Below are 26,194 nucleotides of genomic sequence, written 5' to 3' on the forward strand. Positions count from 1 at the left end.
CTTATGATTGATCGACAAGTCAGCGATGCGCAAACTGGTCTTACCTATCATAAAAAACATATGTGGGTAGCGCTATCAAGAAGGAAGTTTATTCAAGAACGCGATATCTTCCCTCAAGCAGGGATCAGGATATTAACGTTTAAAAACAGATATATAAAAAATTTTGGATACAGCCTCACGCTCCATGGGCACCCTGAATGGTCTGATCAATTTTCAATTTTTATTTTACTTATGCCGTCGGGCCTCACAAAAGGCCCACGCTTAATATCCCCACTTGGCTCAGTCGGGATGCGCTGGGTCGCGGCCAGCGTTCCCGAAGGTTGGCCGCAGACGAACTTTTCGGAAGCGGTGTGAGCGATACCCTCATCGTCTGCCTTACCGGAGACGCCCAACCGCCCAGCATCATATGTGTGAGCGGCCCCCTACCTGACCTCAAACTTCGTGCCTGATCTGAAAGCGCCAACCGTTGCTTCCCACCCTTGGCCGGCGGCAAGGTTGTCGGCGTTTGCCAAACGCACCGCGAAACGGGGGTCAGCCTTGAGACGCGCGTCCGCATCCGGCAATGCCAGAAGCACCTCATACGCGCCCGACGGCAAGCCGGCAGGCAGGAATACGGCGAGGGTTTCCGTCGCTTTCCTGCCCGGCATCCATTTGCGGGGATCTGTGCCCGACGCTTCGAGGCGATGAACCGCACCGGTTGCTGTATGACGCAGGACGATTTCCACTGGACGCGAATTATACAGCCGCGCCCAGCCCGCATTTCGCACCGTCAACGACAAAGACAGCGACGCGCCCCGGTCGGCGACAACCGGGTGGCTCAGGCGGATCAGTTCGAAGCGGTAACCCAGGCTGCGGCGCACCTCGGTCATGCAGCCTTCGCGGGTCCAGTTGTCGTGGAACAGGCGGCGGTAATAGCCGTCGTTCAGGTAGGTGAGATTATAGCGCGCGCCTTCGGCGCGGATGTCGGCGCAGGTCGTGCGCGGCAGGGGGTGGGGATCATCCGCCGGGTTGCAGGTTTCGCCACCGAACGGGGCCAGATCGCCCAAGGCGTCTATATATTGCTGCTGTCCGGCGCGAACCGTGGCGTTTTCCTCGAACGTGCCGACATCGGTGGCGCTGGCCAGAAAACAGTCGTTGTGAAACCCGACGCGGTAGGTTCCGTTCAGAGCCGCATCGACCGCCGGAAGGGTCGGCGTCCAGTCCTGAATATAAGGTGGATAGCGAAACTGAATGAAGCGCGTGGAGGGTACGGCATCAAGCAGGGCATCGCGAATACGGGTGCGGTTTTCCCACGTAGTGAGGTCATTGGAAGACGTATGCCATTCGCCCCACGCGCCAATAAACCCGGCCTGAACGAAGGCGATAATATCGACATTGCGCTGAAGCACGGGTTTGAGTTGCGCCAGATGCCCCAGCGTCCGCGTCAGACTGGCATCCTGTGCGTTGCGGTATTCGGTCTCGCCGCGCGGATAGTTATAGGTCGCGCGCACGATCAGCTTGACCCCGCCTCGCCGGGCCGTTTCGAACGCGGCGTCGAGTTTCATCAGATAGGCCGCCGGAAGGTCGGTATTGCGATAGGCTTCGAGGTCGATGCGGACATAGATCAGTCGGTAACCCGCGTCAAAGGCCTCAGCGATTTGACGGGCGTTCAGGTTTTCGAGGGTGGCGCCGGCGGCCTGATAGAAGCCGCGCTCGGGATTGGCGAAGTCGGCGTCCGTCGGGGTGAACGTCGTTTGCACGACGCTGGGTGCGGGTGCCGTCGGCGCAGGCACAGGAGAGGCCGCGCCTCCGCTTCCACAGGCGGCCAGCAGCGCGGCGAGCGCCGCCGCGGGCATGAGGGAAGGTCTCCGATAGGGCCTGGAGGTCATGCAATCTCCGTATGTGTATGGAAATGGCCGGCCGCAGACGTGCGACCGGCATATCGCTTTAGAAGCGGTAGCTCAGGCCCAGCTTGAGCGACGCGCCATAGCGGTAATAGCCCTGCGGCAGCAGCGGATTGCCGTTGATGCTGTAGGTATTGGCCTCGTCCAGCAGGTTCTGCCCTTCGAGCGTGACATCCATCTTGTCGTTGATCTTGTACGCGGCGTGCGCCGTAACCCAGGTGATCGGGTCAGCCTCTTCGTTGTAGCCGCCGCCCAGCACGTTGATCGCCGTAACGAAGCCTTCGGTATGGTCCCCGGAGAGGCTCAGCGAGATCGGACCGCGTTCATAGAAGACGCCCAGCGAATAGACGGAGGGGGCGATACCTTCAAGCGGGCGCTCCTCGTCTCCGACCCAGCTCGACGACCAGTTGCGCGTATATTGCGCCCGCAGGCCGAACCCGTTGTCCATGAAGTGCTGGAGACCGACTTCGATACCCTTGACCTTGGCGTAATCGCCATTGATCGGGCGGCTGACATTGAACAGATAGCCCGGCACGCCGATGTCCTGACCCGGCTCCCAACTGGTGGTGATCTGATCCTTGATATATTTGCTGAACACCGCGACGTTGAAAATCGAGTTGCGCCCGAAATAGTATTCCAGCGACAGATCGACCTGATTGGCGGAATAGGGTTTCAGCGCGGCGTTGCCGCCATAGATCTGCGTGAACTCACCCCACGATACGCTTTCCGTGGTGTTGGTCGGCGCGAGGGTCTCGACCGACGGGCGGGCCATGGTCTGCGCCATGCCGAAGCGCAGGCGCAGTTCCTCGGTGATCCTGTAGTTCACATTGAGCGACGGCAGGACGTAGGTGTAGTCGCTTTCCTGCGTCACCGGCGACGGGGTGTCGTAAACCGCCGTGTAGTTGAACGCGCCGTTTTCGATGATGCTCAAAATCTTGGCGTCCCAGGCCTGAGACGTCGTCTGGGTGTGAACGATGCGCACGCCGGCATTACCGCTCCAGCGGTCGGTGGCGAAATTGGCCTGGAGGAAGCCCGACCAGGTCTTTTCGCCGACGCGGTAGCTTTGCAGCGGGTTCCATACAGGAGCTGCGGCCGCATAGTTATAGGTGCCCCCGCCCGGACGCGGTTTGCCGTTATAGGCGGCCAGAGCGCGCTGATAGGCGGCCACGTCGAAGGCCAGGAAGTTGCGCGGGAAATCGGCGCTGACCTCGTCCATGAAGTTGGGCAGCGAGAAGCTGCGCGAAATCACCGTGCCGTCGAGTGCCCCGACATTGATGGCGTAATTGCCGGAATAGTAGTCGGCGCCGCCGGTCAGGGCGTTATTGACAAGGTCGCGCGACTTCTTGCGGTCGGTATAGGTGACGCCGAACTGCACGTTTTCGAGCCAGCCGCGGCTGGCGGCCCATTTGCCGGTAAAGGATGCGCCGGTGATCTCATCGTCGATATTGTCGCCCGCCAGCGAGAAGTAGTGGGTATTGAAATCCGCGTCGCTAAACTGACCGTTGGCCAGTCCGGAGGCCAGATCGCGCCCATCGTCGAAATCGACCGTGACGTTCGGCACGCGCGCGCCGGTCAGCGAGATGTGGGCGGTGTTGGGCTGGTTCATGCGCAGCACGACATAGCTGTCCTGCCCGCCCGAATGGCGTGAAGAGGTCGAACGATAGAGGTCGCCGGTCAGGGTCAGGCTGTCAGACACATTCCATTCGGCATTGACGCCGAACAGTTGGGTTTCGACCACCCGGTACGAGGTCTGGTTCAGCAATTCCGGGTTCATCCGCATTTCGGGATCGGGATTGTCCATGTCGAAGCTGGTGACGATGCCGTCCTGAATCACCATATTGGACCAGCGGCCGGGCGCGTAGAGCGGGTAGAAGGACTGCTGATAGCCGACCTGCGGCGAGTCGAGCTTGGTCGTCAGGCCGTCCAGGACCAGACGGAAGCGGTCGCTGGGACGCCATTCCAGCTTGGCCGTATAGGCGGTGCGCTTCTTCTGTTCCAGAATCGAGCCGACGCGGAACTGACCCGGTCCGATAAGGCCGTACTCCTCTTCGTCCAGTACGCCATTATTGTTCGGATCGATACTGCCGCCCCAGGCATTGCCCCACAACCAGCTCTCGTCGGTCGGATCGGCGTTGCGCGTCCAGCCGCCGTCGTTGCCGGCCACGTCCGTACGGTCGTCACGTTCTTCGGCCACCACCCCCAGCAGAATGCCGAGCGTGTCACCGGCGAAGGTATTGCTGAATACGCCTGAGAATTTCCGGCCGTCCAGTTCGGACATGCGGTTGCGGTCACCTTCGAGGCGGACGATGCCCTGCAGGCCCCGCTTGTCGAAGGGACTGGCCGAACGCAGGTTGATCAGGCCGCCGATAGCGCCTTCGGTATTGGCGGCCTCCGCGCCCTTGATGACATCGGCGCCGCTGATGACGTCGGACGGCAGCACGTCGTAGGCGAAGTCGCGGCCCGCCCCATCGGTGGCAAGGATGCGGCCGTTGAAGGTCGAAAGCGTGTATTCGGGTCCCAGGCCGCGGACGCTGACCTTCTGCCCCTCCCCGCCCGCCGTGCGGGAAATCGACACGCCGGTGATATGGCTCAGCGAGTCGGCGACGTTGTCATCCGGGAACATGCCCAGCTCCAGCGCGCTGATCGAATCCTGCACGGTGGCGGCGTCGCGCTTCAGCTTGACGGCACGCGCCACGCTGCCGCGCACCCCGACGACCGTTATTTCCTCGATAGCCTCAACGGGCGGCGCGTCCACGACCGACGGATCGGTCGGGACCTGAGCGATAGCCGTCCCGGCGGACAGAAGAGCGACAAGACCCGCGCCCGTCAGAACGGTGCTGCGAAGGGATGGGCGACGAAACATATGTGAACCCCTGAATGGCTGCGGTGTGACAGCGAATGGTGGGAACCGCAAATTTCGAACGTTTTTTCATGTTTCGATTTGCAGTTATATCTTGCAAAGAAGTGAACATCGGTTTCGCAAAACTGTCAAATCGAAACGTAACGAAATTTTATGCGATGTTGCATTTCGTTGCCGGTACGCCACAGGAGGCCCTCTGAGACCGTCGGATGCGCACCCGTTCTTGTCTGTAAGAGCGGGGTCGGAGGGCCGGTGCAAAAACGAAACGCGTCAGGCGATGCGCTGGGAAGCGGCCGGCCTCAACCAACGCAGAAGCGAGGGAGCGGCAAAGTCGGAGACGGTCAGGTCCGCGCCGGGATGCAGGCCGACCTTTCGGGCGGGGCCCGTAATTTCAACGGTGGCGACGCCCGCCGCCAGCGCCGAGCTTATACCCGGCACGGAGTCCTCGAACGCCACGGCTTCGGACGCTTCGACGCCGAGACGCCGCAGGGCGTCCTGATAGGGCAAGGGATCGGGCTTGGCGCGCGGCAGTTCTTCGCCCAGCACCCGCGCGTCGAAACTGTCCGCCAGTCCCAGTACCCGCAGCGTGTGCTCGACATTGAGACGCGGCCCGTTGGTGACGAGCGCGCAGACCACGCCCTGCCCTTTCGCCCACGCGATGAGCGGCAAAAGACCCGGCATGGGCGACATCTGCGGCGTCAGGCGGCGATAGAGCGCCTCCTTTTCATCGGCCAGACGCCGCTGCGCATCAACAGACAGGCCCGGGAAAAAATGCCCGAAGATATTTTCGTTCGATTGCCCCGATACATGGCGATGAAAGTCCGCGTCGCTGAGGCTCACGCCCTGTGCCGCCAGAGTCTCGACCATCGCCTGACGGTGCAGGCCGTCCGTGTCGCTCAGCGTACCGTCCATGTCGAACAGAAGGGCCTTGAAACGCAAACCCTCAGGCAACGCAAGTTCACGCATCCCCAATTCAGGCATTAACGGGCAATCCGATCGGTTGTCCGCTCAGGCGCGCGGCGTAGAACGCCGCCCCAAGCGCGGGACTGTGACGCGGCACGATCAACCGGTAATCGGGCGAAAAGGCCGTGAGGCGCTCGCGGAAAGGATGCAGGATCAGTTCGCCGCCCTGAAACACGCCGCCGGAATAGGAAAGATTTACCGTCTCGCCGGGCGCATAGTCAAGTTTCACGCGGATGGCGTCAACAATGGCCGCCAGTTCGCGCCCGGCTTCGGCAAAGATGCGCTTCGCCTCGGCATCGCCCTGCGACGCCGCTTTCGCCACCAGCCGCGACAGGGCGGCGATGCGGTCGCGCGATGGCGCGGCCTTGGCGTAAACATAGCCGCAGATATCGAGATCGCTCTTCAACGCCAGTTCCTGCATCAGCAGGTCGTACAGCAACCCCCGCGGCAGACGTCCGTCGCCCATACGCGAAAAAGCGTTCAGTCCCTGCACGGCGATCCAGTAGGCCGAGCCCTCGTCGGAGAAGGTCTCGCCCCAGCCGCCGCCGCGCGCCTTCAGGCCCTTATGCTCCCCGTAGCCGATCGACCCGGTCCCGGCGACGATATTGATGCCATCCTCACCGGCCAGCGATCCGGCCCAGCCGCAGATCATGTCATTTCCACAGGCATAGCGATGGTGGCCCAGCACGGCTTCGGGGATCACATCGAGAAACGGCTGCGCCGAGCTGTCCTCACCATGCGCCGGAAGGCCGAAAAAGGCGTAGATGATATCCTGCGGTTTGGCGCCGGCCTGAGCCAGCACCGCTTCCACCCCGTCGTGCAGAAGGGCGTGGAGCCCTTCGAACCCGATCTGGATATAGTAGCTGGGGCCGCCCTCGTGCCGGGATACCACCTGCCCGACGGCATCGGTCAGGATGAAGGCGGTCTTGGTGCCGCCCCCGTCCACGCCCAGAAAATAGCCCGGCCCCGCCATCAGCTCAGCTCGTGAATGCGCACGCCCTGCACGACGCGGTTGACCGTGCCCGACGTATTGGGCTTGTCCGGCGTCAGCTTGTAACGCAGCGACTCGTAGAAGGCGAACATCTGCGGTGCGACGATGTAGGGGAAAAGCAGATCGGCGTCGTCGGCGTCTTCCAGCCCTTCGATGCGCACCTGATCCTCCACCGGCAGCCCTACGCCGTCCTGCGCGGTAATGGCGATAACGCGGGCGGCGTCGCGGTCGCGGCGCAACTCGTCGATCAGGTCGATATCATAGCCGCGCGTATAGGCGTTGTTGGACAGGAAGACGACGACCAGGGTCTTGTCGTTCACGATGGTCTTCGGTCCGTGGCGGAAACCGAGCGGTGAGTCGAACATGGTCACCAGACCGCCATTGGTCAGTTCCAGCAGTTTCAGGCCGGATTCGCGCGCCAGTCCCTGAAAGATATGGCTGCCCAGATAGACGACGCGCTCATAGCCTTCATCGGCGACCGCCTTCATGGTGGCCGCATGGGTGCCGATCACCTGCTGGGTCGCGTGGGCGATAGCACTGACGCGGGCATCCCTATCAGCAATACCGCCGAATACGGCCAGCGCCGCATAGGTCATGCACGAGAAGCTCGACGTCATGGCGAAGCTGCGGTCGTGGGTGGCGTCGGGCAGCAGGACAGTCTGACCTCTGGCCCCTTGACCGTAACGCGCCAGAGCGCCGTCGGCGTTACAGGTGATGACGAGGTGATGCAGCGACTTCACGAAGCGGTCGGCGAGTTCCACGGCCGCGACGCTTTCCGGACTGTTGCCCGAACGGCCGAAGGACACCAGCACGGTCGGCGTATCGGCTTCGAAATAGAGCTGCGGCGCGCAGGCAAGGTCTGTCGTCGGGATGGCTTCGACGCGGCGGCCGAGGCGCGTGGACAGGACCGGGGCCAGACATTCACCGATAAAGGCGGAGGTGCCGGCGCCTGTCAGAATAACGCGCAGGTTCGGCTGGGCCAGAAGCGGCGCGAGGAAGGCCTCGATTTCGGCCCGGCGCGCCATTAGCAGGGCTTGCGTCTCTCGCAGCATTTGCGGTTGTTGCGCGATTTCACGCGCGGTCCACAGACCGCCCAGACGTTCCAGTGCGGTTTCGTCGAGGCCCAGATGGGTCATGTCAGGCATAAGCATACTCCGGCTCAGGGGTGCAGGCCGCGCGATAGGCCTCCAGCGTCGCGCCGATATGCGCGATCACCAGATGGGCCGGGGTGGGCGTCAGGCCGGCATTGCGGATGGCGGCATAGGCCTCCGGCAGATACTGGCTGATCAGCGCCAGGGGCGGCGGGTTGTTGGTCAGATTGTCGAACATCGTCTCCTGCGCCGCGGTGATCTGCGCGTCCGGCCAGTAATAGCGGATACGGTCGGAGAGACTATACTGCAGGTCGAACTGAAGGTCCGCCCCTGTCGCATGATAATATTTGGCCCAGTTGCGCGGATCGGCCTTCATGCGCTCGATGGCGATATGACGGAAGCGCGAGGCCTTGTCCTCGCCCACCCATTCGCGCTCGATAGCGTCCAGTGCCCAGAAGGCTTCTCGGAGCGCAAAGGTGACGCCCGGCCCGACCTTCAATATGGCGAAATGATCCTCGACCAGTTGCTTCAACGCCTTTGGCGTCTGATAATCGGTCGAGTGGGCTTCGAAGACGATATGCGGCTGTGCGTCTAGCGCGGCACTGAGTTTCACCGCCCTGGCGCGATCGTAGTCGATGACCTTGTGATGGTCGAACTCGACGCCCGGCTGCACCACGGCGCCGATGACGCGCGGCCAGGCGTCGGCGAGCCCCTCGGCTGAAAAAATAGCGCGGTGCGCCTCGATCGTGGCCAGCGCCGCTTCGGGCGTCGTGACCTCCAGTTCGGGCAAATCTTCCGCTGCGCCGCCGGGCACCGGGACTTCAGTGCCGATGACATAGACGCAGGGCTCGCCGCCGACACGCGCCTGCGTGGCTTCGGCAATCCGGATCAAACGTGCGGCGCGACGGGCTATGGTGTCTTCCGGCAGAGGCACCGGATCGTCGGCGCACGACATGGAACAGTCGGCGTGGATCTTACGGAAACCGGCGGCGACATATTGCTCGATCAGCACATCGGCCTTTTTCATCGCCTCTTCGGCGCTTAAGGCCGTCCAGGGATTAGGCCCCAGATGATCGCCACCCAGGAGGATACGTTCGCGCGCCAGACCGACCTTATCGGCGATGGCATAAACGAACATCCGAAAAGACTCCGGCGTCATGCCGGTATAGCCGCCGTCCTGATTGACCTGATTGCAGGTGGCCTCGATCAACGTAACCGGCACGCCGGCCTGCAGGGCATGAACGAAGGTCGCCTCGATCACCAGCGGATGCGCCGAGCAGACGGAATATATGCCGCAGGCCTGCCCGCCTTTGTGCCGGGCAACCAGATCAAGCATCGCTTTCATGGGGCGTTCTCCGTTTGCGTTTTCGATGTTTCGACCCTAACGTAACCGAAAACGCAACGCAACTAAAACAATGAAAACGAAACATATTAAATTGCGAATTTGTCACACAATTAGATCTAACGATATTTTTAACCGACGCTCAATCGGCAAAGTGAAAACAACAGGAAACAAAAAGAGCGGCCGGTCAGAGTCCGGCCGCTTTCAGTTCGGGAGGAAGACTTTTCAGGACGTGTGAGCCATTCAAGCCGCCAGAGCCAGCAGGGCCGAAGCGATAAAGGCCAGCGCCAGACCGATCATCTTGAGCTCTCCGGGCATCACACCGGCGATCAGCAGCGAAATCACCGCCGTGACTAGCGGTCCGCCGGCATTGGTCAGGGGTGCCACGACGATGGCCTTGCCGTAACGGAAGGCATAGACCAGCGACAGGGCGCCGATGGCGTTGAGTATCTGAATGCCGCCCGCCAGCCACGGCCCGTCCCAGCCCCAGTTGATGGGTTTGGCGAAATCGGTCATGCCGATGGCCACCGGCACCAGCATCAGCCCGGCGATCATCATGTAGAAGAAGATGCTTTCGGCGCTCATGCGATGGTTGGCCAACTTCATGAAATAGGCCTGCACGCCCCAGCACAGCATAATGACGAGAGCCAGCGGGAACCACCCCGCCCCTTGCGTGAACGAAAATCCCTGCGGCGAGAAATCGAACAGCGGCAGGGCGATCAGGGCCAGAACCACGCCCAGCGCCCCCAGCTTCGTCGTGCGCTCCTTCAGGAAAGCGAACGACATGAGTATGGTCACCAGCGGCGACAGCGAAATGATGGGGAAAATCAGATAGGCCGGGCCGGTCGTCACGGCATAGAAGAGTATCATCTGCCCGCCCGCCCCGGTCAGACCGATCAGCAGGCCGTAGAGGATCGATTTCGGATCGCGGTCCAGCTTCCATTTTTCGCGCTGCATGACGATGACCGCCGGAACGATCATGGTCACGGCCCAGACGCAATAGACCAGAGTCTCCGGGAAGCCGCGCTGGGCGGAAATGCCGGCAAAGGCGCCCCAGACGCCCCACAGGGCGACAGTCAGGAAGGCGAACAACAGCCAGCGCTTGCCAGCGTCAGCGGGAGCAGCGGGCGCGGTTACGGTCGTGTCGGTCATGCGCGGCGGCCCTTGACGGGAACGGCTTCGATAAGCAGAGACTGTTCGAACTTCGCCGGAATGCGGCTGGTCGCCGCCGTCACCGTGCCGAGATCCTTGCCGTTGACATAGTCGGTCAGACGGTACGCGCCCTTGCCCAGACCGCGCAGTTCGACCGAACCGTCCCACAGGGGCGCCGTTTTGGGGGCATAAAAGGCGTAGTAGAGCTTGCCGTCCTTTTCGACCGCGTGGGCCTCCGGCTTGTCGAAGCCGATATCATAAAGCTCCCCCAGATACTGGCCTTTGGGCAGCATCTTGGCGTTATAGATGTCGGCCCATTTGCGCCACACGGCCTCGCGTTCCGGCGTCAGTCGGAAATTGGCGTCCTTGCCCCGACCCTCGTTCGGCCAGGTGAATTTGGTGGAGATGACCGCGCCGATACCGACGGTCGATGCCCAGTCGTTGCCGCCGTCGCTCAGTTCGACATGGTCGCCCGCATAGGCGGCGTCACGCCCCATCAGCGCCTTGAGCGACTTGCCCTTATGGCGCACCTGCCACGAAGACAACGGATCGGACGACGGCACCTGATTGGTATAGGGCAGATTATGGAAGGCATAGGACGTGCCGCACGGACAGAATTCGACCACGGCCTGCGGATTGGCGGCGATGGCCGTGTCGTAGACCATCTTCCAGAAGTCCTGAAGCTTTTCGACCGACTCTTCCGGGCGAGCGTGGTTGTGCGCCGGGTTATAGCAGGGCGCGACGCCGTTCATATGCTGGCCATCCAGCTTGAGGCCTTCATAGCCCCATTCGGCGATAATCCTGTGCACGAGCTTTCGCGTGTAATCGATGGTCGGCTGATAGGCCGGGCACAGATAGAAGGCGTTCCACCACGTCACGTCCTGCACTGCGCCGTTTTCATCCAGCAGCAGCATGTCGGTGTGGTCGTGCAGCAGGTCCGAGCCCGGATCGACGGCCAGCGGCGCCAGCCACAGCTTGGGTTTCAGACCGGCGGCGCGGATCGCCTTGACGAAGGCGATCATGTCCGCCTCGGTGCGGAACTTACGCGGATCGAGCGCCCAGTCGCCTTCGTTGGTCTGCCAGCCGTCATCGAGCACGGCCCATTTGAAGCCCAGTTCCTTTACCTTGGCGTAGGTGCCTTCGACCTCGGCAACGTTAAAATTGCGGTCGTAGCCCCAGGCGCACCAGATAGCCTCATAAGATCCTTCGGGCGCCTTGGGCGCGGCCAGACCGCGGTCGGCCATGATGCGGCGATAGGCGTCGAGCGTCGCATAATAGTCGCGCTGATGCGCCGTAACGAAGGCGTCGAGCGATTCCAGCGTGTCGCCGCTGTTCAGGGTCACGGCGCGCGCTTCCTGCAGCGCTACCGACGCTCCGGCCGCGGTCGATACGATGGGCAGCGACACGGCCTTGGGCCGTAATTCGATATGGCCCACGGCGATACCCGCGTCCGGACGCCAAACGTCAACGACCGGCGTGCCCGAACCGTAGTCCGAGGCGTTCATGCCCATGAAGTTGGCCTGCTCGAAACCCTCCTTTGCCGGCTGCACCCAGTCGCGGCGATCGGCGTGTGTCGAGCCCGACCACGACCAGAAGCCCGCACCTGAGGATTTCAGCATATGCGCGCCGATGCGGTAGCTTTCGATGCTCAACGGTTCGGTGCGTGTATTGCGCCACGTCACCTTCAACAGCGGGAAGCCTGGATAACGCTCATAAAAAGTCAGGCTGACGACCTTTTCCAGTCCCTCGGCCGAAGTGCCGCGCACCGTATGCCTCACCCCCTTGCCGTGCGCATCGCTGACCGGGGCCTGACGATGTTCGGCAAAGCTGAAGGCGCTGACGACCTTGTCGCCGGTGAGCGTCACCGTCTCCGACGCCGCGAAATCGCTGAGCACGACCGCCTGTCCGCTCAAGCCAGAGACCAGTCGGCCATTCAGGGCGGCGTCGAATTCGACGGTCAGCGCCTTGCCGCCGGCGCGCGCCACAGGCACTGTCGCCCACGCGCGGCTTGCGCCCAGCGCGCCCGTCGCCAGAATGGTCCCGCCGAACAGGGCCAGCAAGCTGCGCCTGTGCATATGGGGTTCTGTGATCATTCGCCGCCTCCTTTTTTACGCTTGTGTAAAAATGATCTTGCATAAGTCATTTTTAAAAGGCAAACAAAAAGACGTAAAACCGAAACATTAAATTTCGTTTTCGTTGCTTTTCAATTTACGGAGGGGATTATGAGGCTCAACACCCGTTTGCGGCTCGCCCTGGCTCCGCTGGCCCTGTTTATGGCCGTCCCCGCCCTGAGCCAGACAGACACCTATAGCGTCGCCGACTTTGACAAGGTGCGCAAGTTCGACGCCCACGTCCACGTCAATGTGAAGGATGCGGCCTTCCTCGAACAGGCGCGCGCCGACAATTTCGAAATCCTGTCGATCAATGTCGATTATCCGGCCTTCCCGTCTGTCGCCGACCAGGCCGCCGCCGCGCATCAGTTCCACAAGGCCGATCCGCAGCACTTCCACTACGCCGCGACCTTCTCGATGAAGGGCTTCGGTCAGGCCGGCTGGGCGAAAGCGACCAATGCCTATCTGGATTCGGAGTTCAAACAGGGCGCGCTGGCGGTCAAGGTGTGGAAGAATGTCGGCATGGTCGAGCGCGATGCCGCAAACCGGCTGATCTTCATTGACGACAAGGGGTTTGCGCCGGTCTTCAAACATCTGACGCAAAAGAAGATTCCGTTGATCGCGCATCAGGGGGAGCCGCGTAACTGCTGGCTGCCGGTCGAGCAGATGACGACCAATAACGACAAGGCCTATTTCAGCAACCACCCGGAATATCACATGTATCTCCATCCGGAGATGCCGAGCTACGAAAGCCTGATGGCCAGGCGCGACCATATGGTCGCGGCCAATCCGAAACTGCGCGTCGTCGGCGCGCACATGGCCAGCCTGGAATGGAGCGTCGATGAGGCCGCAAAATTCCTCGACGCCCACCCCAATGCGGTGATCGAACTGGCGGCGCGCATCGCGCAGATCCAGTACCAGTCCGTTCGCGATTACAATAAGGTGCGCGACTTCTTCATCCGCTATCAGGATCGCATCATGTACGGTACGGACCTGACGCTCAATCCCGGTGACGACGCGCAGGGCTTCAAGAAGGTCGCCCACGGCTACTGGCTGTCGGACTGGACCTATCTGGCCACCGCAGAGACGCAGCGTGTGGCCGACATCGACGCCGATGCGCGCGGGCTGGCCCTGCCGAAAAGCGTGATAGACAAGATCTATTACACCAATGCCAGGCGTGAGTTTTTCAAGAAATAAAACCTGATCAGGGGGTTACATGTCCGTTCGTTCGTTGCTTGCTTCCGTCGCCGCCATCGGCCTCCTCGCCCTGTCCGTACCGGTATACGCCGAAACCGATGCGCTGACTGCCACAGGCAAGTGGTCGGTGCCGGAACGCAAACAGGCGCGCACACCGCCGATGGGCTGGAACTCGTGGAACGCCTTCCGCACCGAGGTCGATGAGGCCAAGGTGCTGGGCGCGGCCAGGGTGCTGGTCGATAGCGGCCTGTCGAAGCTCGGCTATACCTACGTCAATATCGACGACGGCTGGTGGCTGAAGCGCCGGCAAAGCGACGGACGGCTGGAAATCCGCACGGCCATCTTCCCCAGCGCCAAGGTCAAGGGCAAGAACTCCAGCTTCCGGCCCTATACGGACAAGCTGCACGGCATGGGGCTGAAGGCCGGCATCTATACCGATATCGGTCGCAACGCCTGCTCTCAGGCCTATGATCTGCATTCGCCCAACCTGCCCGAAGGCACGACGGCGGAGCGCGAAGTCGGCCTCTATGGCCATGTCGATCAGGATATCGGCCTCTATTTCAAGGAATGGGGTTTCGACTATATCAAGGTCGACGCCTGCGGCATCAATGTCTATGCGCCGGGCAGCCCGCTGGTGCGCGACCATGCCTATACGCCCGTGCCGCCCCTGATCGATCAGGCCGCCATCAGCCGCACCGACATTCCCGCCGTGCGCAGCATGTACGACAAGGTCGCCTCGGCGCTGGCCACCGCCAACCCGGATGGCGACTACGTCCTGTCGATCTGCAACTGGGGTACGGCCGACGTCCGCACCTGGGGGAAGCAGACCGGCCATATGTGGCGCACCAGCGGCGACATCACGCCCACCTGGACGCGGATGCTGCACAATTTCGACAGCGCCTCGACCCGCGCCCTCTACGCCAAGCCCGGCGCGTGGAACGATCCGGACATCCTGTTTATCGGCCATGGTGATTTCGACGCCGATCACCTGACGGAAGCGCGGTCGCACTTCGCCCTGTGGGCCATTATCAACGCGCCGCTGCTGATCAGCTACGACCTGCGTCAGGCGCCGCAGAGCCTGATGGACATCTGGGGCAATGCGGGCATCGTCGCCGTCAATCAGGATAGGGGCGGCCATCAGGGGGTCATCGCCTACGCGTCCGACGACGTGCAGATCATCGTCAAGACCCTGTCCACCGGCAGGAAGGCCGTCGCCCTGTTCAATCGCGGGCTGGCCAAGACCGACATCACCCTGACCGCCGCCCACCTGAAATTCTCAGGGACAGCGCCGGTTCAACTGAAAAACCTGTGGGACCAGAGCGCGACGCCCTTCACCGGCGAAACCACCTTCAGCGTCGAACCGCGTCAGGTGCTGATCTTCGAGGCCTCCGGGGAGCGCCTGCTGACGGACGGCGTCTATCTGTCGGAAATTCCGGGCGATGTGAATGTCGCCGCCGACGGTGTCGTGTCGCCGGAACCCGACCCGGTTGTCCATCGCATGCGCAATTCGTGGGGTCAGACGCGCGGGTCCGGCGAACGCCCCGCCTACACCGGCTGGGGCGGAGCGCAGGCCGACGCCACCCCCTACGATCAGGCGCTGCGCATCGGCGGGCAAGGCTTCGATACGGGCATCGGCATCCAGTCGGATTCACGTCTCGAAGTGCGCAATACGGCGGGTTATACCCGCTTCGAAACGCTTGTGGGCGTGGACGATTCCACCCGCAACACGAAGGATAGGGTGCGCTTCTACGTCTATGGCGACGGACAGTTGCTGACCCGGAGCGAGCCCGTGGCCTTCGGCGATGCGCCGCGCCCGCTCAAAGCCGACATTACCGGTCGCCAGATCGTGGAAGTCGTCGCCCGCACCGAAAACCGCAGCAGCGACCTGCCGCTGGTGGTCATCTGGGCCGAGGCCGCGCTCAGGAAATAGGCCTAAGCCTTGTAGAGCTTGATGCCCAGACGTTCCGCCGCTTCGTCGATAAAGGACGGGGCGGCGGCGTCGGTGATCAGCGCGTCGATCTCGCTGATGTCGATAATGCGGTGGAGGCAGACCTTGCCGAATTTCGAGGCATCTGTTACGGCGATGACCTCACGCGCCGTCTCAACCATCTTGCGGTTCAGTTGCGCTTCGGCCTCGTGGTGCGTAGTAATGCCGCGCTCGACGTCGAAGCCGTCGACGCCCAGAAACAGCTTGTCCAGCAACAGCTCATCCAGCGCTGCCACCGTCTGCGCGCCGTAAAACGCCATGTTCTTGCGGCGCAGTTCGCCGCCCAGCATGACGATCTTTATGTTGCGCTTCTGCGCGAGCACCGAGAGAACGTCGAAATCGTTGGTAACGACGGTGATGTCTTCCTCGTCGGGCAGGAAACGCGCGATCTGCAACGCGGTCGTGCCCGAATCGAGCATGATCGACTGCCCCGGCTTGACCATGCTGGCCGCCAGTTGGCCGATGCGTTCCTTCTCTTCGGTATGGCTGACGCGCTTGGCCTCGATCGGCGGCTCGGCATTGGTGTTCACCACCTCCGAAGAGATGGCCCCGCCATAGGCGCGCGTCGCGATTCCGTGCTCCTCAAGGTAATGCAGGTCCTTGCGGATCGTCTGCATCGAGACGCTGAACATTTCGGACAGGGCCAGAACCTGCACGCTGCCGCGCGATTTGAGCAGGGAGGTGATTTCACGCCGGCGCTCAGACGTATCGCGCGTTACCTTCAGCGAACCCTCGGCCATTGTACTGCCTCTCCTCCGGCGCTTCCTCGCGCATACCGGCGCGATTCCGTCTGGTTATTCCCTAAATCGGCCCGCCACACAACCATACAAGGCTTAAAGCGGCGATAAAAGCGCGAGCGATAGCGCAATCATGTGACAATAATGCCTCTTTTTTGTTTCGATTACGATACAAAACGAAAGATAATGTAGACATAAAAATGAAAGTGTACATAAATCGAAACATAGGCAGACTATACGCCACCGCTCGCGCGTCCCTGGGGAAAACGGAGGCGCGGGTGCACCACTATATCGAGGCCAGTACACCCATGCTGTCCCGTGCCTTCCAGCCGGGTGCTCACGCACCGCAGTAAGCGTTCACAACCCAGTTCACAACTTTGGGGCAGTAGCCATGACGCCGCTGCCGTGATGACCATTTTACTTCAGGGGACGGCCAAAATGAAAACCGAGGCACGTTACAGTATTTCCAGACCCGCCTTGCTGGTGGCGGCGTCGCTTCTGACACTGACCGCTGTTGCGCCCGCCGTGGCGCAGGACACGACGGAGGCCGCCACGACCGACGGCGAAGCCACCGAAGTCGTCGTCGTGGGTCAGCGCCGCGCGCTTCAAAGCGCCCAGACTATCAAGAAGAACGCCGACACCATCGTCGATTCGATCACCGCCACCGATATCGGCGCGTTTCCGGACAAGTCGGTCGCCGAAGCGCTGCAGCGCGTTCCCGGCGTCAGCGTCGTCCGTTCGGCGGCCCGCAACGACGTCATGCACTATTCGGCCGAACCCTCCGGCGTGATTATCCGCGGCCTGCCGCAGGTGCGATCGGAATTCAACGGCCGCGACATGTTCTCGGCGACCTCCGGCTACGGCCTGTCGTGGTCGGACATCTCGCCGGAAATGATGCAGAAGGTCGACGTCTACAAGAACCAGAGCGCCGACCTCATCGAAGGCGGTATCGCCGGCTCCGTCGATCTGGTCACCCGCGTGCCCTTCGATCAGAAGGGGCAACTGATCAGCGGTACGATCGAGGCCAATTACGGTGACCTGTCCAAAGAGGTGAAGCCGAGTGTTTCCGGCCTCTATTCCAACCGCTGGGACACCGAACTGGGCGAATTCGGCCTGCTGGTCAATGGCGCCTGGTCCGAGGTCAACACCACGTCCGAAGCCGTCACCCTGCCCCGCATGGTCGAGTTCGACGCCGGCACCTACAGCAGCGCGATCAACTATATTCCATCGGGCATCGCGTTCAACGACACCCTTTACGAGCGCACCCGCAAGGGCCTGTCGCTGGCCGGTCAGTGGCAGAACAACGACCGCACCATGAAGGCGACGCTGCAATATAACCACTCGACCTATGACGAGACCTGGTCCGAAGACCAGTTGATCAGCTACTGGATGTGGGTCGATCCGGCCACCACCAACCATTCGACCACCTGGAACGACCCGACCCTGCTTGCGCCGCCCGTCGGCGGCTCGCCCTATGTGTTCGGTTCGGACGGCCTGATCCAGTCGGGCACCATCACCGGCTCGCGCGGCGGCTGGGGCTACGGACTGGTCGACTGGAACACCCTGCAATATATCCCCGGCTCGACGGATCAGTACGGCACCTATGCCCGCCACGGCATCAACCAGCCGCTGATCGTGCCATGCCTGAACCTGACCGGCATGCCGTGCCGCGCCGCGCCGGTGCTCAATACCGTCACCCGCTATTCCAACGAAGTGCGCACCATCGACGACGTGGCGCTGAATTTCATCTGGACGCCGACCGACCGCCTGCGCGTCAATTTCGACCTCCAGCACGTCAAGGCGACGACCGAAAAGTACGATGTGACGTTCGAGTTCACCACCTATGCCGATCTCAAGCTTGATCTGCGCGGCGAATATCCGACGCTCGGCTTCCAGGCGCCGTCCGGCTATAATGTCATCGGCGCCGATCCTCTGTCTGACTACCGCAACTACTCGCCTGAATCGGCGATGGACCACCGCACCGACTCCGAGGGCACGCTGACGGCGGTGCGCGCCGATCTTGAATACAGCTTCGATACGCCGTGGCTGCAATCCATCCGGGCCGGCGTGCGTTATGCCGATCGTCAGCAGGACCACAAATGGTCCCTGTACAACTGGGGCAGCATCAGCTCGGACTGGGGCGTCAACCCCGCCGATTCCTTTTTCATCGACTCCCCCGCCACCTACAATCCGGACGGGTCGATCAAGTTTCAGGGCTATGAGCCGGGCTATTACGAAAATCGCGACTTCGGCAGCGATCTGATGGGCGGCGGCCTGCTGGGCCACAACAATTTCGTCTTCATGAAGCGCGACATTATCTCCAACCCGGCCGAACTGGCCAAGCGTTTCGCCATCAGCGGCCAGACCGATCAGGGCGGCACGGCCTCTTCGGCGTGGAACCCCATCTGCGAACGCCCGGATGAGGTCGCCGGTTCCTGCTACACCCCCGGCGAGCAGCTAAGCGTCAGCGAAGAGGTCAATTCGGCCTATGTCATGCTGAAATTCGGCGGGACGGAGGCGCGCCTGTTCGACCGCTTCCCGGTGTCGGGCAATGTCGGTGTGCGCTATGTCGAAACGACGATCGAAAGCGTCGGCGCGCTGAACTTCGCCACGCCGTTCACCGCGGGCGACCTGACCTGCTCGCCCTATACCGGGCCGGTCGTTCCGGGTCAGTACGCCATCACCCCCGGCTGTCTGGCGGCCAATTCGCTTCAGGATCAGGCCTTCTCCAGCGGCGGCAGTTCGCCTTCGGTAGTGAGCACCAAGCACAAGAACACCCTGCCGAGCTTCAACCTCAAGGTGGAACTGAACGACACCTGGATCGCCCGCTTTGCCGCGTCGCGCGCCATGTCGAAGCCCGACATCGGCCTGCTGCGTAATTTCACCACGATCCAGCGCAGCTTCCTGGCTCAGAGCGACATCCGGGTCGGCAATCCGAACCTGGTGTTGAACAGCTCCGGCGTTCCGGTCAGCTATAATTACAGCTATTCCGGCGCCACGGGTAATCCGCGTCTGAAACCCGTCACGGCGGATCAGTTCGACCTGTCGTTTGAAAACTACTTCGCTTCGGCCGGCTCGTTCAGCTTCGCCCTCTTCTACAAGAAGTTCCACGACTACATCCAGAACGGCGTCTATACCGTTCCCGTCACCAATAACGGCGTGACGCGCAACGTCACGGTGCGCGGGCCGGTCAACGGCGACGGCGCCGCGATCAAGGGCTGGGAACTGGCCTTCACGCGCTATTTCGACTTCCTGCCTTCACCGTGGAACGGTCTGGGCGTTCAGGCCAACTACACCAAACTGAACAACTCGGGTGTGAAAAACGCCAATCTGGTGGTGGATACGACCGGCGGCGACGCCGTAGCCGCTTCGGCTCAGGCCGGCAACATCACCCCAGCGCGGCTGGAGAATCTGTCCGACGACGCCTACAACTTCATCCTGATGTACGAAAAGAGCAAGTTCGGGGCGCGCCTCGCCTATAACTGGCGCTCCGAATACATCTCGTCGATCAACGACTGCTGCGTACGCTTCCACGTGTGGAACGAATCCGAAGGCTTCCTGGACGGTTCCCTGCGCTACGCCGTCAACGACAGGGTCGAGTTGAACCTTCAGGCCAGCAATCTGCTCGGAACCGAAATCCGCATCCGCCAGCAGGTGAAGGGCCCGACGGAAGCCAATCCGGATCAGGAGATGAAGTTCCTGCCCGCCGGCTGGTTCCGCTACGACCGTCGCATTCAACTGGGTGTGCGTATCAAGTACTGAGTTTCGCAATACCGCGCTTCCGCGGGGTGGGGTTTCCCTCATGCCTGCCCTGCGAAGGAAGGCAACTGGGCGCATCCGCAAAGGTGCGCCCTTTTTTCTCTGTTCGAGGACGCCATGTCAGACACTGTCCGATCGATCGTCATTCTGGGGGGCGGCACCGCCGGATGGATGGCCGCCGCCTGCCTGAGCCGGGTGCTGGGCACCAAGGCCTTCGATATTACCCTGATCGAGTCGCCGGACATCGGCACGGTCGGCGTGGGCGAAGCCACCATCCCGATGATCGACGCCTTTCACCGCGTGCTGGGTCTTACGCCGCAGGACATCATCCGCGAGACGGAAGGCACGTTCAAACTGGGCATCGAGTTCGTCGACTGGCGGCGACCGGGCCACAGCTATTTCCATCCCTTCGGCGGCTACGGGCAGGATCTCAATGGCATCGGCTTCATGCACCACTGGTTGCGGCTGGCGAAGCTGACCCACCTGTGGGACCACGGCCGTTACAGTTTCGAAACGCTGGCCGCCCGCTCAGGACGTTTCAGCCTGAACCCCGCACCGGGTCAGCCACGCCTCAACTACGCCTATCATTTCGACGCCAGCCTCTATGCGGCGACCTTGCGCCGCTACGCCGAAAGGCTCGGCGTCAAACGCGTGGCCGGTACCGTGAACCATGTGTCGCAGGCGGTCGAAACGGGCTTCGTCACCGCTCTGCATTTAAACGACGAACAGATCGTCACCGGCGATCTGTTTATCGACTGCTCAGGCTTTCGCGGCGTGCTGATCGAGCAGACCCTGAAGGCCGGCTACGAGGACTGGAGCCACTGGCTGCCCTGCAATCGCGCCTTCGCCGTCCCCAGCCGCAATGTGGGCGACCCGGATCCCTTTACCCGCTCGACGGCGCGCGAAGCCGGCTGGCAATGGCGCATTCCGCTGCGCCACCGTACGGGCAACGGTTACGTTTTCTGCGACGGTTTTATGGAGATCGATGCCGCGCGCGACGCGTTGATGAGCCGTCTGGAAGGCGAAGCTCTGGCCGAACCGAGGCTGCTCGGCTTCACCACGGGGCGGCGGCGCCGGCTCTGGGACCGCAATGTCGTGGCGCTGGGCCTGTCGGGCGGTTTTCTGGAGCCGCTGGAATCGACGGCCATTCACCTGATCCAGTCGGGCCTGACCAAGCTGATGGTTCTCTTCCCGCGCGGCCGCATCAGCCCGGTTGCCGCCGACCAGTACAATCACCTGATGCACGTGGAATACGAACGCATCCGCGACTTCATCATCGCGCATTACAAGCTGACCGAACGCGAGGACACAGCCTTCTGGGCGCACTGCAGGCATATGCCGATCCCGGACAGCCTGTCTGAAAGGCTGTCGCTGTTCGCTGAAGAAGGCATCTTTCTTGAACAGCCACACGACCTGTTCAAGGAGTCCAACTGGTTCTCGGTGCTGGTGGGCCAGGGCCTGATACCGCAACGCCATCACCCGATCGCCGACGCGCCGTCACCGCAGGACCTGAACGCCCGCCTGCAACAGATCGCCCACGGTCTGACGACACGGGTGGATCATCTGCCTTCTCATGCGCAATCGCTAACGCGTTGTCTTTAGATCATTATGTTTTCTGGTGGAAACATAGTGATCCGGATTTTGTTTACGCCTTCGCCACCTTGGCAGCCGCCTCAATGGCGGCTTGAGCGGAATTTTTCATCGGAAATCCTTCCGCTCCAAAGTTAAAACTAAACCAGGCGTGAGGAAAAGAACAGCCCGCCGTTCGGATTATTGGCTTGCGGAAATGGCGCGGGCCATTTGCGTTTCCAGCCACTTGTCGATCTTGGCGTAGATTTCCGCGACGGTGCGATTACCTGCCCTCAGATTGACGTCCATCAAGCGGCGCGCACGCATACGCAGGCGGTGCAACAGGATGACATTTTGGCATTGCTGGAGTTGCATCACCTGTTCCGCTTGCTCAGTGCGCCAGCCGAAGGGAATAGGCTATCGTCAGCAGGACGACCAGCAAGCCTACCAGCGCCATATCCACGCGCAGCGTTTCGATCGAGAAAAGCGAAGCGTAGCCGTCGCCGGCGTCATTCAAACTGTAAGCGGCGATAACAACCACGTACCCAGCCAGCCCAATGGCCGCCAGAAGCAGGGCCGAACCCGTCAGAATAGCCGCCAGCGCCAGTATTTCCGTCAGCAAGGCCAAGCCCACCGCCAGACGCTCATAGCGGGCGAAAAAGTCGCCGCTGCGGGTTGCCCGATGCAGGCGCATTATCTTGGCAACAATACCAAAGGTGACGACGATCGTCGCGCCCGCGCACACCGTAAGATACGGCAGGCTATAATGAAATGAGGATGAAACCGGGGTAATCATGGAGACACTCGAACAGACTGATTACCAGGATTTAGAGTCCGCTTACGTGAAACACTACGCGCATTTGCTGGAGAAAACGTAAATTTTCTGCAGGTAAAGGCTATGTTAATCGCGTCGATCCCGTTGGTCTTGGTTGCTGTTGTTAAACAAAGACCTACCGCCAAAAAATATCGCGCTACGCCTTCCGATGCAACCACAGCGACGCCAAATGCGACCGGGCATCATCATTACCCTTCGCCCGGCTGAGCAGAGCATTCTGAGGATGGGCATATAAACCCCGATGAAATGCCTCAGCTTCCACCGCGCCGGAACAAGTCGGGAAGCTTGTCCGTCCCGATCAACGACCCGCGCATCCCACTTGGCGATTGACGCTTGCCGTCAGCGAAGGACCTGTGGCCAGTGGGAAAACGCTTTTCCCGCTCACCTTGCCTAAGGAACGCGCCATGAAGGGGTGGTCTGTTTTCGCCGTACTGCTGGCCCTGGTCTGGAGTTCACCGCTCACGGCGCAAAGTCGCCTCGACCACCGGCAGATCCGGGCGGCCAGTCTGACGCACAACATCGTCGGCATGTCGCCGATGCGCGGTGTCACCGTCTATTTGCCGAGCGGCTACGACACGTCCGGCAAGCGGTATCCGGTTATCTACTTCCTCAACAATTTCAAGGAAACCGAGACCGCCCCCTTTGATAACAGCGACGCGCAGACGGTGTTCGACGCCGGCATTGCCCAAGGCGCGATCGGCGGCGTGATCGTCGTGACCGCGGATTTTTCCACGCCGCTGGGCTCGTCCTGGTACGTCAATTCGCCAGTGACCGGAAACTGGCAGGATTTCATGGTGACGGAACTGGTGCCCTACATTGACGCCCATTACCGGACGCTGGCCAGTTCGGCCTCGCGTGGCATAGCCGGTGACCGTATGGGCGGCTACGGCGCCCTCCGCTTCGGCATGACGAACCCGGAAACCTTCGGTGCCGTCTATGCCCTGCACCCGGTAGGCACGGGCGCGGGCGTTCAGACCATGCACAGCCGCCCCGACTGGGGTCGGCTGCAAGGCGCGCCGTCCCTCAAGGATTTCGAAGGCGACCTTTTCGGCGGCATTTTCCTCAGCATCTATCAGGCGCACCTGCCCGACCCGACCCGGCCGCCACTCTATGTCGATCTGCCGGCGCGGCGGGAGAACGGCCGGTTGGCGGTCGACGACGCACAGACCGCGCGGCTCATAGGCAATTTCCTGCTCGTCAACCAGCTTCCGAAGCACGCCGGGGGTCTTAAACGCCTGCGCGGCCTCAAGTTCGACTGGGGTCGCAATGACGGGAACTACGATCATGTCCTTTCCAATCAGGCCTTCGCGCATATGCTGGATGAATACGGCGTGCCGCACGAGGCCGAGGAGTATCATGGCGGATGGGGCGATCGGGTATGGGGTGCGGATGGCCGGGTCGCGACGGACCTGCTGCCTTTCTTTTCACGGACACTGGTGTTTCAATAGGCACAAGCCGCTGCTGTAGCAGCGACGCCCCAGACACGCAGCCCTGAGTCCGGCTGGAAACGCCCTCTTGTTTTCAGGCGTGATCGCGGCGATTGTCGCTCCATGACCGGCTTCACCTCTGGACAGTTCTACGGCGCGCGGGCGTTCGAGCGGACGCTGGATGCCGTGACTCTGGCGCATTTCGCCGGCACCACCCCTGAGCACGAGGTCGAGGAGCACAGTCATGACACCGCCCATCTCGTTCTGGCCACGCGCGGGCGCTACATCACCACGGCGCGGGGCGAAGCCGGAGACGGACCGGTACTGGTCTATAATCCGTCCGGCGTCGTCCATCGCGACCGCTTTGCCGGAAACGGCGGCTGGTTTTTTGCCGTTAGTCTGAAAATCCGTCAGGACGACCTGCCCCCTGATGCCCTGCGATTGAGCGCGCCTGGTGCGGTCCGGGCGGCCGTACGCCTGCTCAACGCCGCATCGGACGGCGACACGCCCGCTCTGGAACTCGAAGCCCTGACGCACGAACTGACGGGAGAGGTCCAACCCCTATCCGTTCCGTCGCATTGCCCCACATGGCTGGCGACCGCGCGCAGCTATATCGCCGACATGGCCCGGCACGAGATCGGCATAGCCGATGTCGCTGCGGCCGCCGGCGTGCATCCCGTCTATCTGGCGCGGCAATACCGGCGCTGGGTTGGCTGTTCGCCCGGTCACGATCTGCGCCGCCGCCGTGTCGAACTGGCTGCCTCGCTGATTGCCGCGGAGACTGAAGCCTTGTCGGATATCGCCCTTCAGGCAGGCTTTTGCGACCAAAGCCACCTCAACCGCGTCTTCCGGGCGCAATGGGGTCTGACGCCGGCGGAATTTAGCCGTCTGATCGGTTGCAAACGTCCAAGACACCAGGAGACGCCTCAGGCTATCCGGCGCTGATATTGCGGAGTTTGACATGAAATCTGTACGCAGCCTGCTGGCAGCCCTTTCCCTTTTCCTCGCGTCTCCCGTCTTGGCTGACGAATGGCCGACTGCCCCCGCCGCCGCGGCGAAACTCGACGCCGCAAAACTCGCGGCCATGGAAACCGCCATCAAGGCCGGTGAGTTCCAAAAGGTGACCAGCGTGCTGATCGCCCGCAACGGCAAGCTGGTCTTCGAGGGCTATTATGATGACGGTGGCGCGGAGGCGCTGCGCAATACCCGCTCGGTCACCAAAACGATCACGGGAATGCTGGCCGGCGCGGCGGTGGCGCAGGGCCGCCTAAGCCTGACCACGCCGATCGCCCCCTTCTTCAAAGACAAGATGCCCTTCGACAATGCCGATCCGCGCAAAGACAGGATCATCGTCGAAGACCTGCTGACCATGAGTTCGCTGCTCGAATGCGACGACCAAAATCAGTTTTCGCGCGGCAATGAAGAGCGCATGTATCTGATCGAGGACTGGGTGAAATTCTACCTCGACCTGCCGATCAAGGGCTTCGCGGCATGGAACCCGAAGCCGGAGGCCTCGCCCTACGGCCGCGCCTTCAGCTATTGCACCGCCGGGGTCACGACTCTGGGGGCGACCATTGAGCGCGCGACGAAGACGCCACTGGCCGACTATGCCGATGCCGTATTGTTCAAGCCGCTGGGCATCGATAAGCGCGAATGGCAATATTCGCCTCTCGGCGTGCCGCAGGGCGGCGGCGGCCTGTCCCTGCGCAGCCGCGACCTGTTGAAACTGGGGCAGCTTTATGCCGACGGCGGTGTCTGGCAGGGCAAGCGCCTCCTGTCGTCCGACTGGGTGAAGGCAGCGACTACGCCCCAGGCCCGCCCTGACGAAAACCGCGACTATGGCTACCTGTTGTGGATTTACCCGCTGGGCGGTCATCAGGCCTGGCAGATGGCCGGTTCAGGCGGCAACAAGGTGGTGATCATCCCCGACCTCGGTCTGGTCGTCGTCGTCACCACGACCAATTTCGGCGCGCGCAATCCGCATCAGCTCAGCGACCGCCTGATCGTCGACTATGTCGTACCCGCCGCACGCCCCTGATGTCTTCCTGACGGACCGTAGGTCGACTTCGCCGCCTCCTGTAATGTGACCCCGTCGCTCAAGATCATCGCCGAAAAGATCAACCTGACCGACAAGGCGATCGATCAGTATACGGACATCACCACCCAGCGCCCGCTATCCCGCACCAAAAGCGACCGCACCTTCACCGTCGGCGCGACCTGCGAATTCTATGGACAGAAGAAGCGGTCCAAAGGTCAACGATAAGCGCCCGAGCCGTTTCAAGCACAGGTT

20 protein-coding genes are annotated in these 26,194 nt (G+C 61.8%); 9 read left to right on the forward strand and 11 right to left on the reverse strand.

Annotated features, from left to right (window positions below; translation table 11 throughout):
* The first annotated feature begins 3 nt into the window (after positions 1-3).
* Entirely contained in the window at positions 4-354 is a 351-nt protein-coding gene (locus LH365_RS11440) for a hypothetical protein (protein WP_226743759.1), read from the forward strand.
* 68 nt (positions 355-422) lie between these two features.
* Here LH365_RS11440 and LH365_RS11445 read toward each other — a convergent pair whose 3' ends face one another.
* The 8 genes from LH365_RS11445 to LH365_RS11480 all read right to left on the reverse strand — a co-directional run bounded on the left by LH365_RS11445 (position 423) and on the right by LH365_RS11480 (position 12,375).
* Entirely contained in the window at positions 423-1,835 is a 1,413-nt protein-coding gene (locus LH365_RS11445) for a DUF4832 domain-containing protein (protein WP_226743760.1), read from the reverse strand.
* A 91-nt stretch (positions 1,836-1,926) separates the two neighbouring features.
* A complete protein-coding gene (locus LH365_RS11450) occupies positions 1,927-4,746 on the reverse strand; it encodes a TonB-dependent receptor (RefSeq protein ID WP_226743761.1) in 2,820 nt (939 codons plus the stop codon).
* A gap of 267 nt (positions 4,747-5,013) precedes the next feature.
* Positions 5,014-5,709, reverse strand: a complete 696-nt coding sequence (locus LH365_RS11455) for an HAD family phosphatase (protein WP_226743762.1) — start codon at positions 5,707-5,709, stop codon at positions 5,014-5,016.
* Between the two features lie 7 nt (positions 5,710-5,716).
* Positions 5,717-6,679, reverse strand: a complete 963-nt coding sequence (locus tag LH365_RS11460; protein ID WP_226743763.1) for an N-acetylglucosamine kinase — start codon at positions 6,677-6,679, stop codon at positions 5,717-5,719.
* The gene (locus LH365_RS11465; RefSeq protein ID WP_226743764.1) at positions 6,679-7,842 is read right to left on the reverse strand and encodes an SIS domain-containing protein; all 1,164 of its coding nucleotides are present in this window, start codon (positions 7,840-7,842) and stop codon (positions 6,679-6,681) included. Before LH365_RS11465 ends, LH365_RS11460 begins: the two co-directional genes overlap by 1 nt.
* Positions 7,835-9,133: a D-tagatose-bisphosphate aldolase, class II, non-catalytic subunit gene (locus LH365_RS11470; protein ID WP_226743765.1), complete on the reverse strand. Its 1,299-nt coding sequence runs from the start codon at positions 9,131-9,133 to the stop codon at positions 7,835-7,837. The genes LH365_RS11465 and LH365_RS11470 overlap by 8 nt, the downstream gene beginning before the upstream one ends.
* A gap of 240 nt (positions 9,134-9,373) precedes the next feature.
* Positions 9,374-10,282 carry an EamA family transporter gene (locus LH365_RS11475; RefSeq protein ID WP_226743766.1) on the reverse strand — a complete coding sequence of 303 codons (909 nt, stop codon included), beginning with the start codon at positions 10,280-10,282 and terminating at the stop codon, positions 9,374-9,376.
* Positions 10,279-12,375: a glycoside hydrolase family 36 protein gene (locus LH365_RS11480; protein WP_226743767.1), complete on the reverse strand. Its 2,097-nt coding sequence runs from the start codon at positions 12,373-12,375 to the stop codon at positions 10,279-10,281. Before LH365_RS11480 ends, LH365_RS11475 begins: the two co-directional genes overlap by 4 nt.
* Positions 12,376-12,504: 129 nt before the next feature.
* Between LH365_RS11480 and LH365_RS11485 the strand changes: the two genes are divergently transcribed.
* Positions 12,505-13,590: an amidohydrolase family protein gene (locus LH365_RS11485; RefSeq protein ID WP_226743768.1), complete on the forward strand. Its 1,086-nt coding sequence runs from the start codon at positions 12,505-12,507 to the stop codon at positions 13,588-13,590.
* Positions 13,591-13,609: 19 nt separating this feature from the next.
* Positions 13,610-15,520 (forward strand): NPCBM/NEW2 domain-containing protein, encoded by a 1,911-nt coding sequence (locus LH365_RS11490; protein ID WP_226743769.1) that lies wholly within the window; start codon positions 13,610-13,612, stop codon positions 15,518-15,520.
* A gap of 2 nt (positions 15,521-15,522) precedes the next feature.
* On the opposite strand, the gene agaR is transcribed toward LH365_RS11490, so the two are convergent.
* A complete protein-coding gene (gene agaR, locus LH365_RS11495) occupies positions 15,523-16,317 on the reverse strand; it encodes a transcriptional repressor AgaR (RefSeq protein ID WP_226743770.1) in 795 nt (264 codons plus the stop codon).
* Between the two features lie 435 nt (positions 16,318-16,752).
* On the opposite strand from agaR, the gene LH365_RS11500 reads away from it, so the two are divergent.
* Both LH365_RS11500 and LH365_RS11505 read left to right on the forward strand, forming a co-directional pair.
* Positions 16,753-20,076: a TonB-dependent receptor gene (locus tag LH365_RS11500; protein WP_226743771.1), complete on the forward strand. Its 3,324-nt coding sequence runs from the start codon at positions 16,753-16,755 to the stop codon at positions 20,074-20,076.
* 114 nt (positions 20,077-20,190) lie between these two features.
* Positions 20,191-21,675, forward strand: coding sequence for a tryptophan halogenase family protein (locus tag LH365_RS11505; RefSeq protein ID WP_226743772.1), 1,485 nt, complete (start codon positions 20,191-20,193; stop codon positions 21,673-21,675).
* 168 nt (positions 21,676-21,843) lie between these two features.
* Here the strand turns inward: LH365_RS11505 and LH365_RS11510 are convergent, their stop codons facing one another.
* Positions 21,844-22,017, reverse strand: coding sequence for a hypothetical protein (locus LH365_RS11510; RefSeq protein ID WP_226743773.1), 174 nt, complete (start codon positions 22,015-22,017; stop codon positions 21,844-21,846).
* A 16-nt stretch (positions 22,018-22,033) separates the two neighbouring features.
* Positions 22,034-22,438, reverse strand: a complete 405-nt coding sequence (locus LH365_RS11515) for a hypothetical protein (RefSeq protein ID WP_226743774.1) — start codon at positions 22,436-22,438, stop codon at positions 22,034-22,036.
* Positions 22,439-22,881: 443 nt separating this feature from the next.
* Here LH365_RS11515 and LH365_RS11520 point away from each other — a divergent pair, with 443 nt between their 5' ends.
* From LH365_RS11520 to LH365_RS11535, 4 genes are all read left to right on the forward strand, one after another.
* Entirely contained in the window at positions 22,882-23,925 is a 1,044-nt protein-coding gene (locus tag LH365_RS11520; protein WP_226743775.1) for an alpha/beta hydrolase family protein, read from the forward strand.
* A gap of 102 nt (positions 23,926-24,027) precedes the next feature.
* A complete protein-coding gene (locus LH365_RS11525) occupies positions 24,028-24,849 on the forward strand; it encodes an AraC family transcriptional regulator (protein ID WP_226743776.1) in 822 nt (273 codons plus the stop codon).
* A gap of 16 nt (positions 24,850-24,865) precedes the next feature.
* Positions 24,866-25,942, forward strand: a complete 1,077-nt coding sequence (locus tag LH365_RS11530; protein WP_226743777.1) for a serine hydrolase — start codon at positions 24,866-24,868, stop codon at positions 25,940-25,942.
* A 45-nt stretch (positions 25,943-25,987) separates the two neighbouring features.
* Entirely contained in the window at positions 25,988-26,167 is a 180-nt protein-coding gene (locus LH365_RS11535; protein WP_226743778.1) for a hypothetical protein, read from the forward strand.
* Positions 26,168-26,194 lie beyond the last annotated feature (27 nt).

It is taken from the genome of Asticcacaulis sp. AND118, from assembly GCF_020535245.1.
Lineage (GTDB): Bacteria > Pseudomonadota > Alphaproteobacteria > Caulobacterales > Caulobacteraceae > Asticcacaulis.

What these genes read in the sequence shown, in the direction of transcription:
- LH365_RS11510 (WP_226743773.1), bottom strand. Translation starts at nt 22,017, where the DNA reads ATGCAACTCCAGCAATGCCAAAATGTCATCCTGTTGCACCGCCTGCGT.
- LH365_RS11455 (WP_226743762.1), bottom strand. Translation starts at nt 5,709, where the DNA reads ATGCGTGAACTTGCGTTGCCTGAGGGTTTGCGTTTCAAGGCCCTTCTG.
- LH365_RS11515 (WP_226743774.1), bottom strand. Translation starts at nt 22,438, where the DNA reads ATGATTACCCCGGTTTCATCCTCATTTCATTATAGCCTGCCGTATCTT.
- LH365_RS11485 (WP_226743768.1), top strand. Translation starts at nt 12,505, where the DNA reads ATGAGGCTCAACACCCGTTTGCGGCTCGCCCTGGCTCCGCTGGCCCTG.
- LH365_RS11445 (WP_226743760.1), bottom strand. Translation starts at nt 1,835, where the DNA reads ATGCCCGCGGCGGCGCTCGCCGCGCTGCTGGCCGCCTGTGGAAGCGGA.
- LH365_RS11520 (WP_226743775.1), top strand. Translation starts at nt 22,882, where the DNA reads ATGAAGGGGTGGTCTGTTTTCGCCGTACTGCTGGCCCTGGTCTGGAGT.
- LH365_RS11460 (WP_226743763.1), bottom strand. Translation starts at nt 6,679, where the DNA reads ATGGCGGGGCCGGGCTATTTTCTGGGCGTGGACGGGGGCGGCACCAAG.
- LH365_RS11465 (WP_226743764.1), bottom strand. Translation starts at nt 7,842, where the DNA reads ATGCCTGACATGACCCATCTGGGCCTCGACGAAACCGCACTGGAACGT.
- LH365_RS11475 (WP_226743766.1), bottom strand. Translation starts at nt 10,282, where the DNA reads ATGACCGACACGACCGTAACCGCGCCCGCTGCTCCCGCTGACGCTGGC.
- LH365_RS11480 (WP_226743767.1), bottom strand. Translation starts at nt 12,375, where the DNA reads ATGATCACAGAACCCCATATGCACAGGCGCAGCTTGCTGGCCCTGTTC.
- LH365_RS11530 (WP_226743777.1), top strand. Translation starts at nt 24,866, where the DNA reads ATGAAATCTGTACGCAGCCTGCTGGCAGCCCTTTCCCTTTTCCTCGCG.
- LH365_RS11470 (WP_226743765.1), bottom strand. Translation starts at nt 9,133, where the DNA reads ATGAAAGCGATGCTTGATCTGGTTGCCCGGCACAAAGGCGGGCAGGCC.
- LH365_RS11490 (WP_226743769.1), top strand. Translation starts at nt 13,610, where the DNA reads ATGTCCGTTCGTTCGTTGCTTGCTTCCGTCGCCGCCATCGGCCTCCTC.
- LH365_RS11440 (WP_226743759.1), top strand. Translation starts at nt 4, where the DNA reads ATGATTGATCGACAAGTCAGCGATGCGCAAACTGGTCTTACCTATCAT.
- LH365_RS11450 (WP_226743761.1), bottom strand. Translation starts at nt 4,746, where the DNA reads ATGTTTCGTCGCCCATCCCTTCGCAGCACCGTTCTGACGGGCGCGGGT.
- agaR (WP_226743770.1), bottom strand. Translation starts at nt 16,317, where the DNA reads ATGGCCGAGGGTTCGCTGAAGGTAACGCGCGATACGTCTGAGCGCCGG.
- LH365_RS11500 (WP_226743771.1), top strand. Translation starts at nt 16,753, where the DNA reads ATGAAAACCGAGGCACGTTACAGTATTTCCAGACCCGCCTTGCTGGTG.
- LH365_RS11505 (WP_226743772.1), top strand. Translation starts at nt 20,191, where the DNA reads ATGTCAGACACTGTCCGATCGATCGTCATTCTGGGGGGCGGCACCGCC.
- LH365_RS11525 (WP_226743776.1), top strand. Translation starts at nt 24,028, where the DNA reads ATGACCGGCTTCACCTCTGGACAGTTCTACGGCGCGCGGGCGTTCGAG.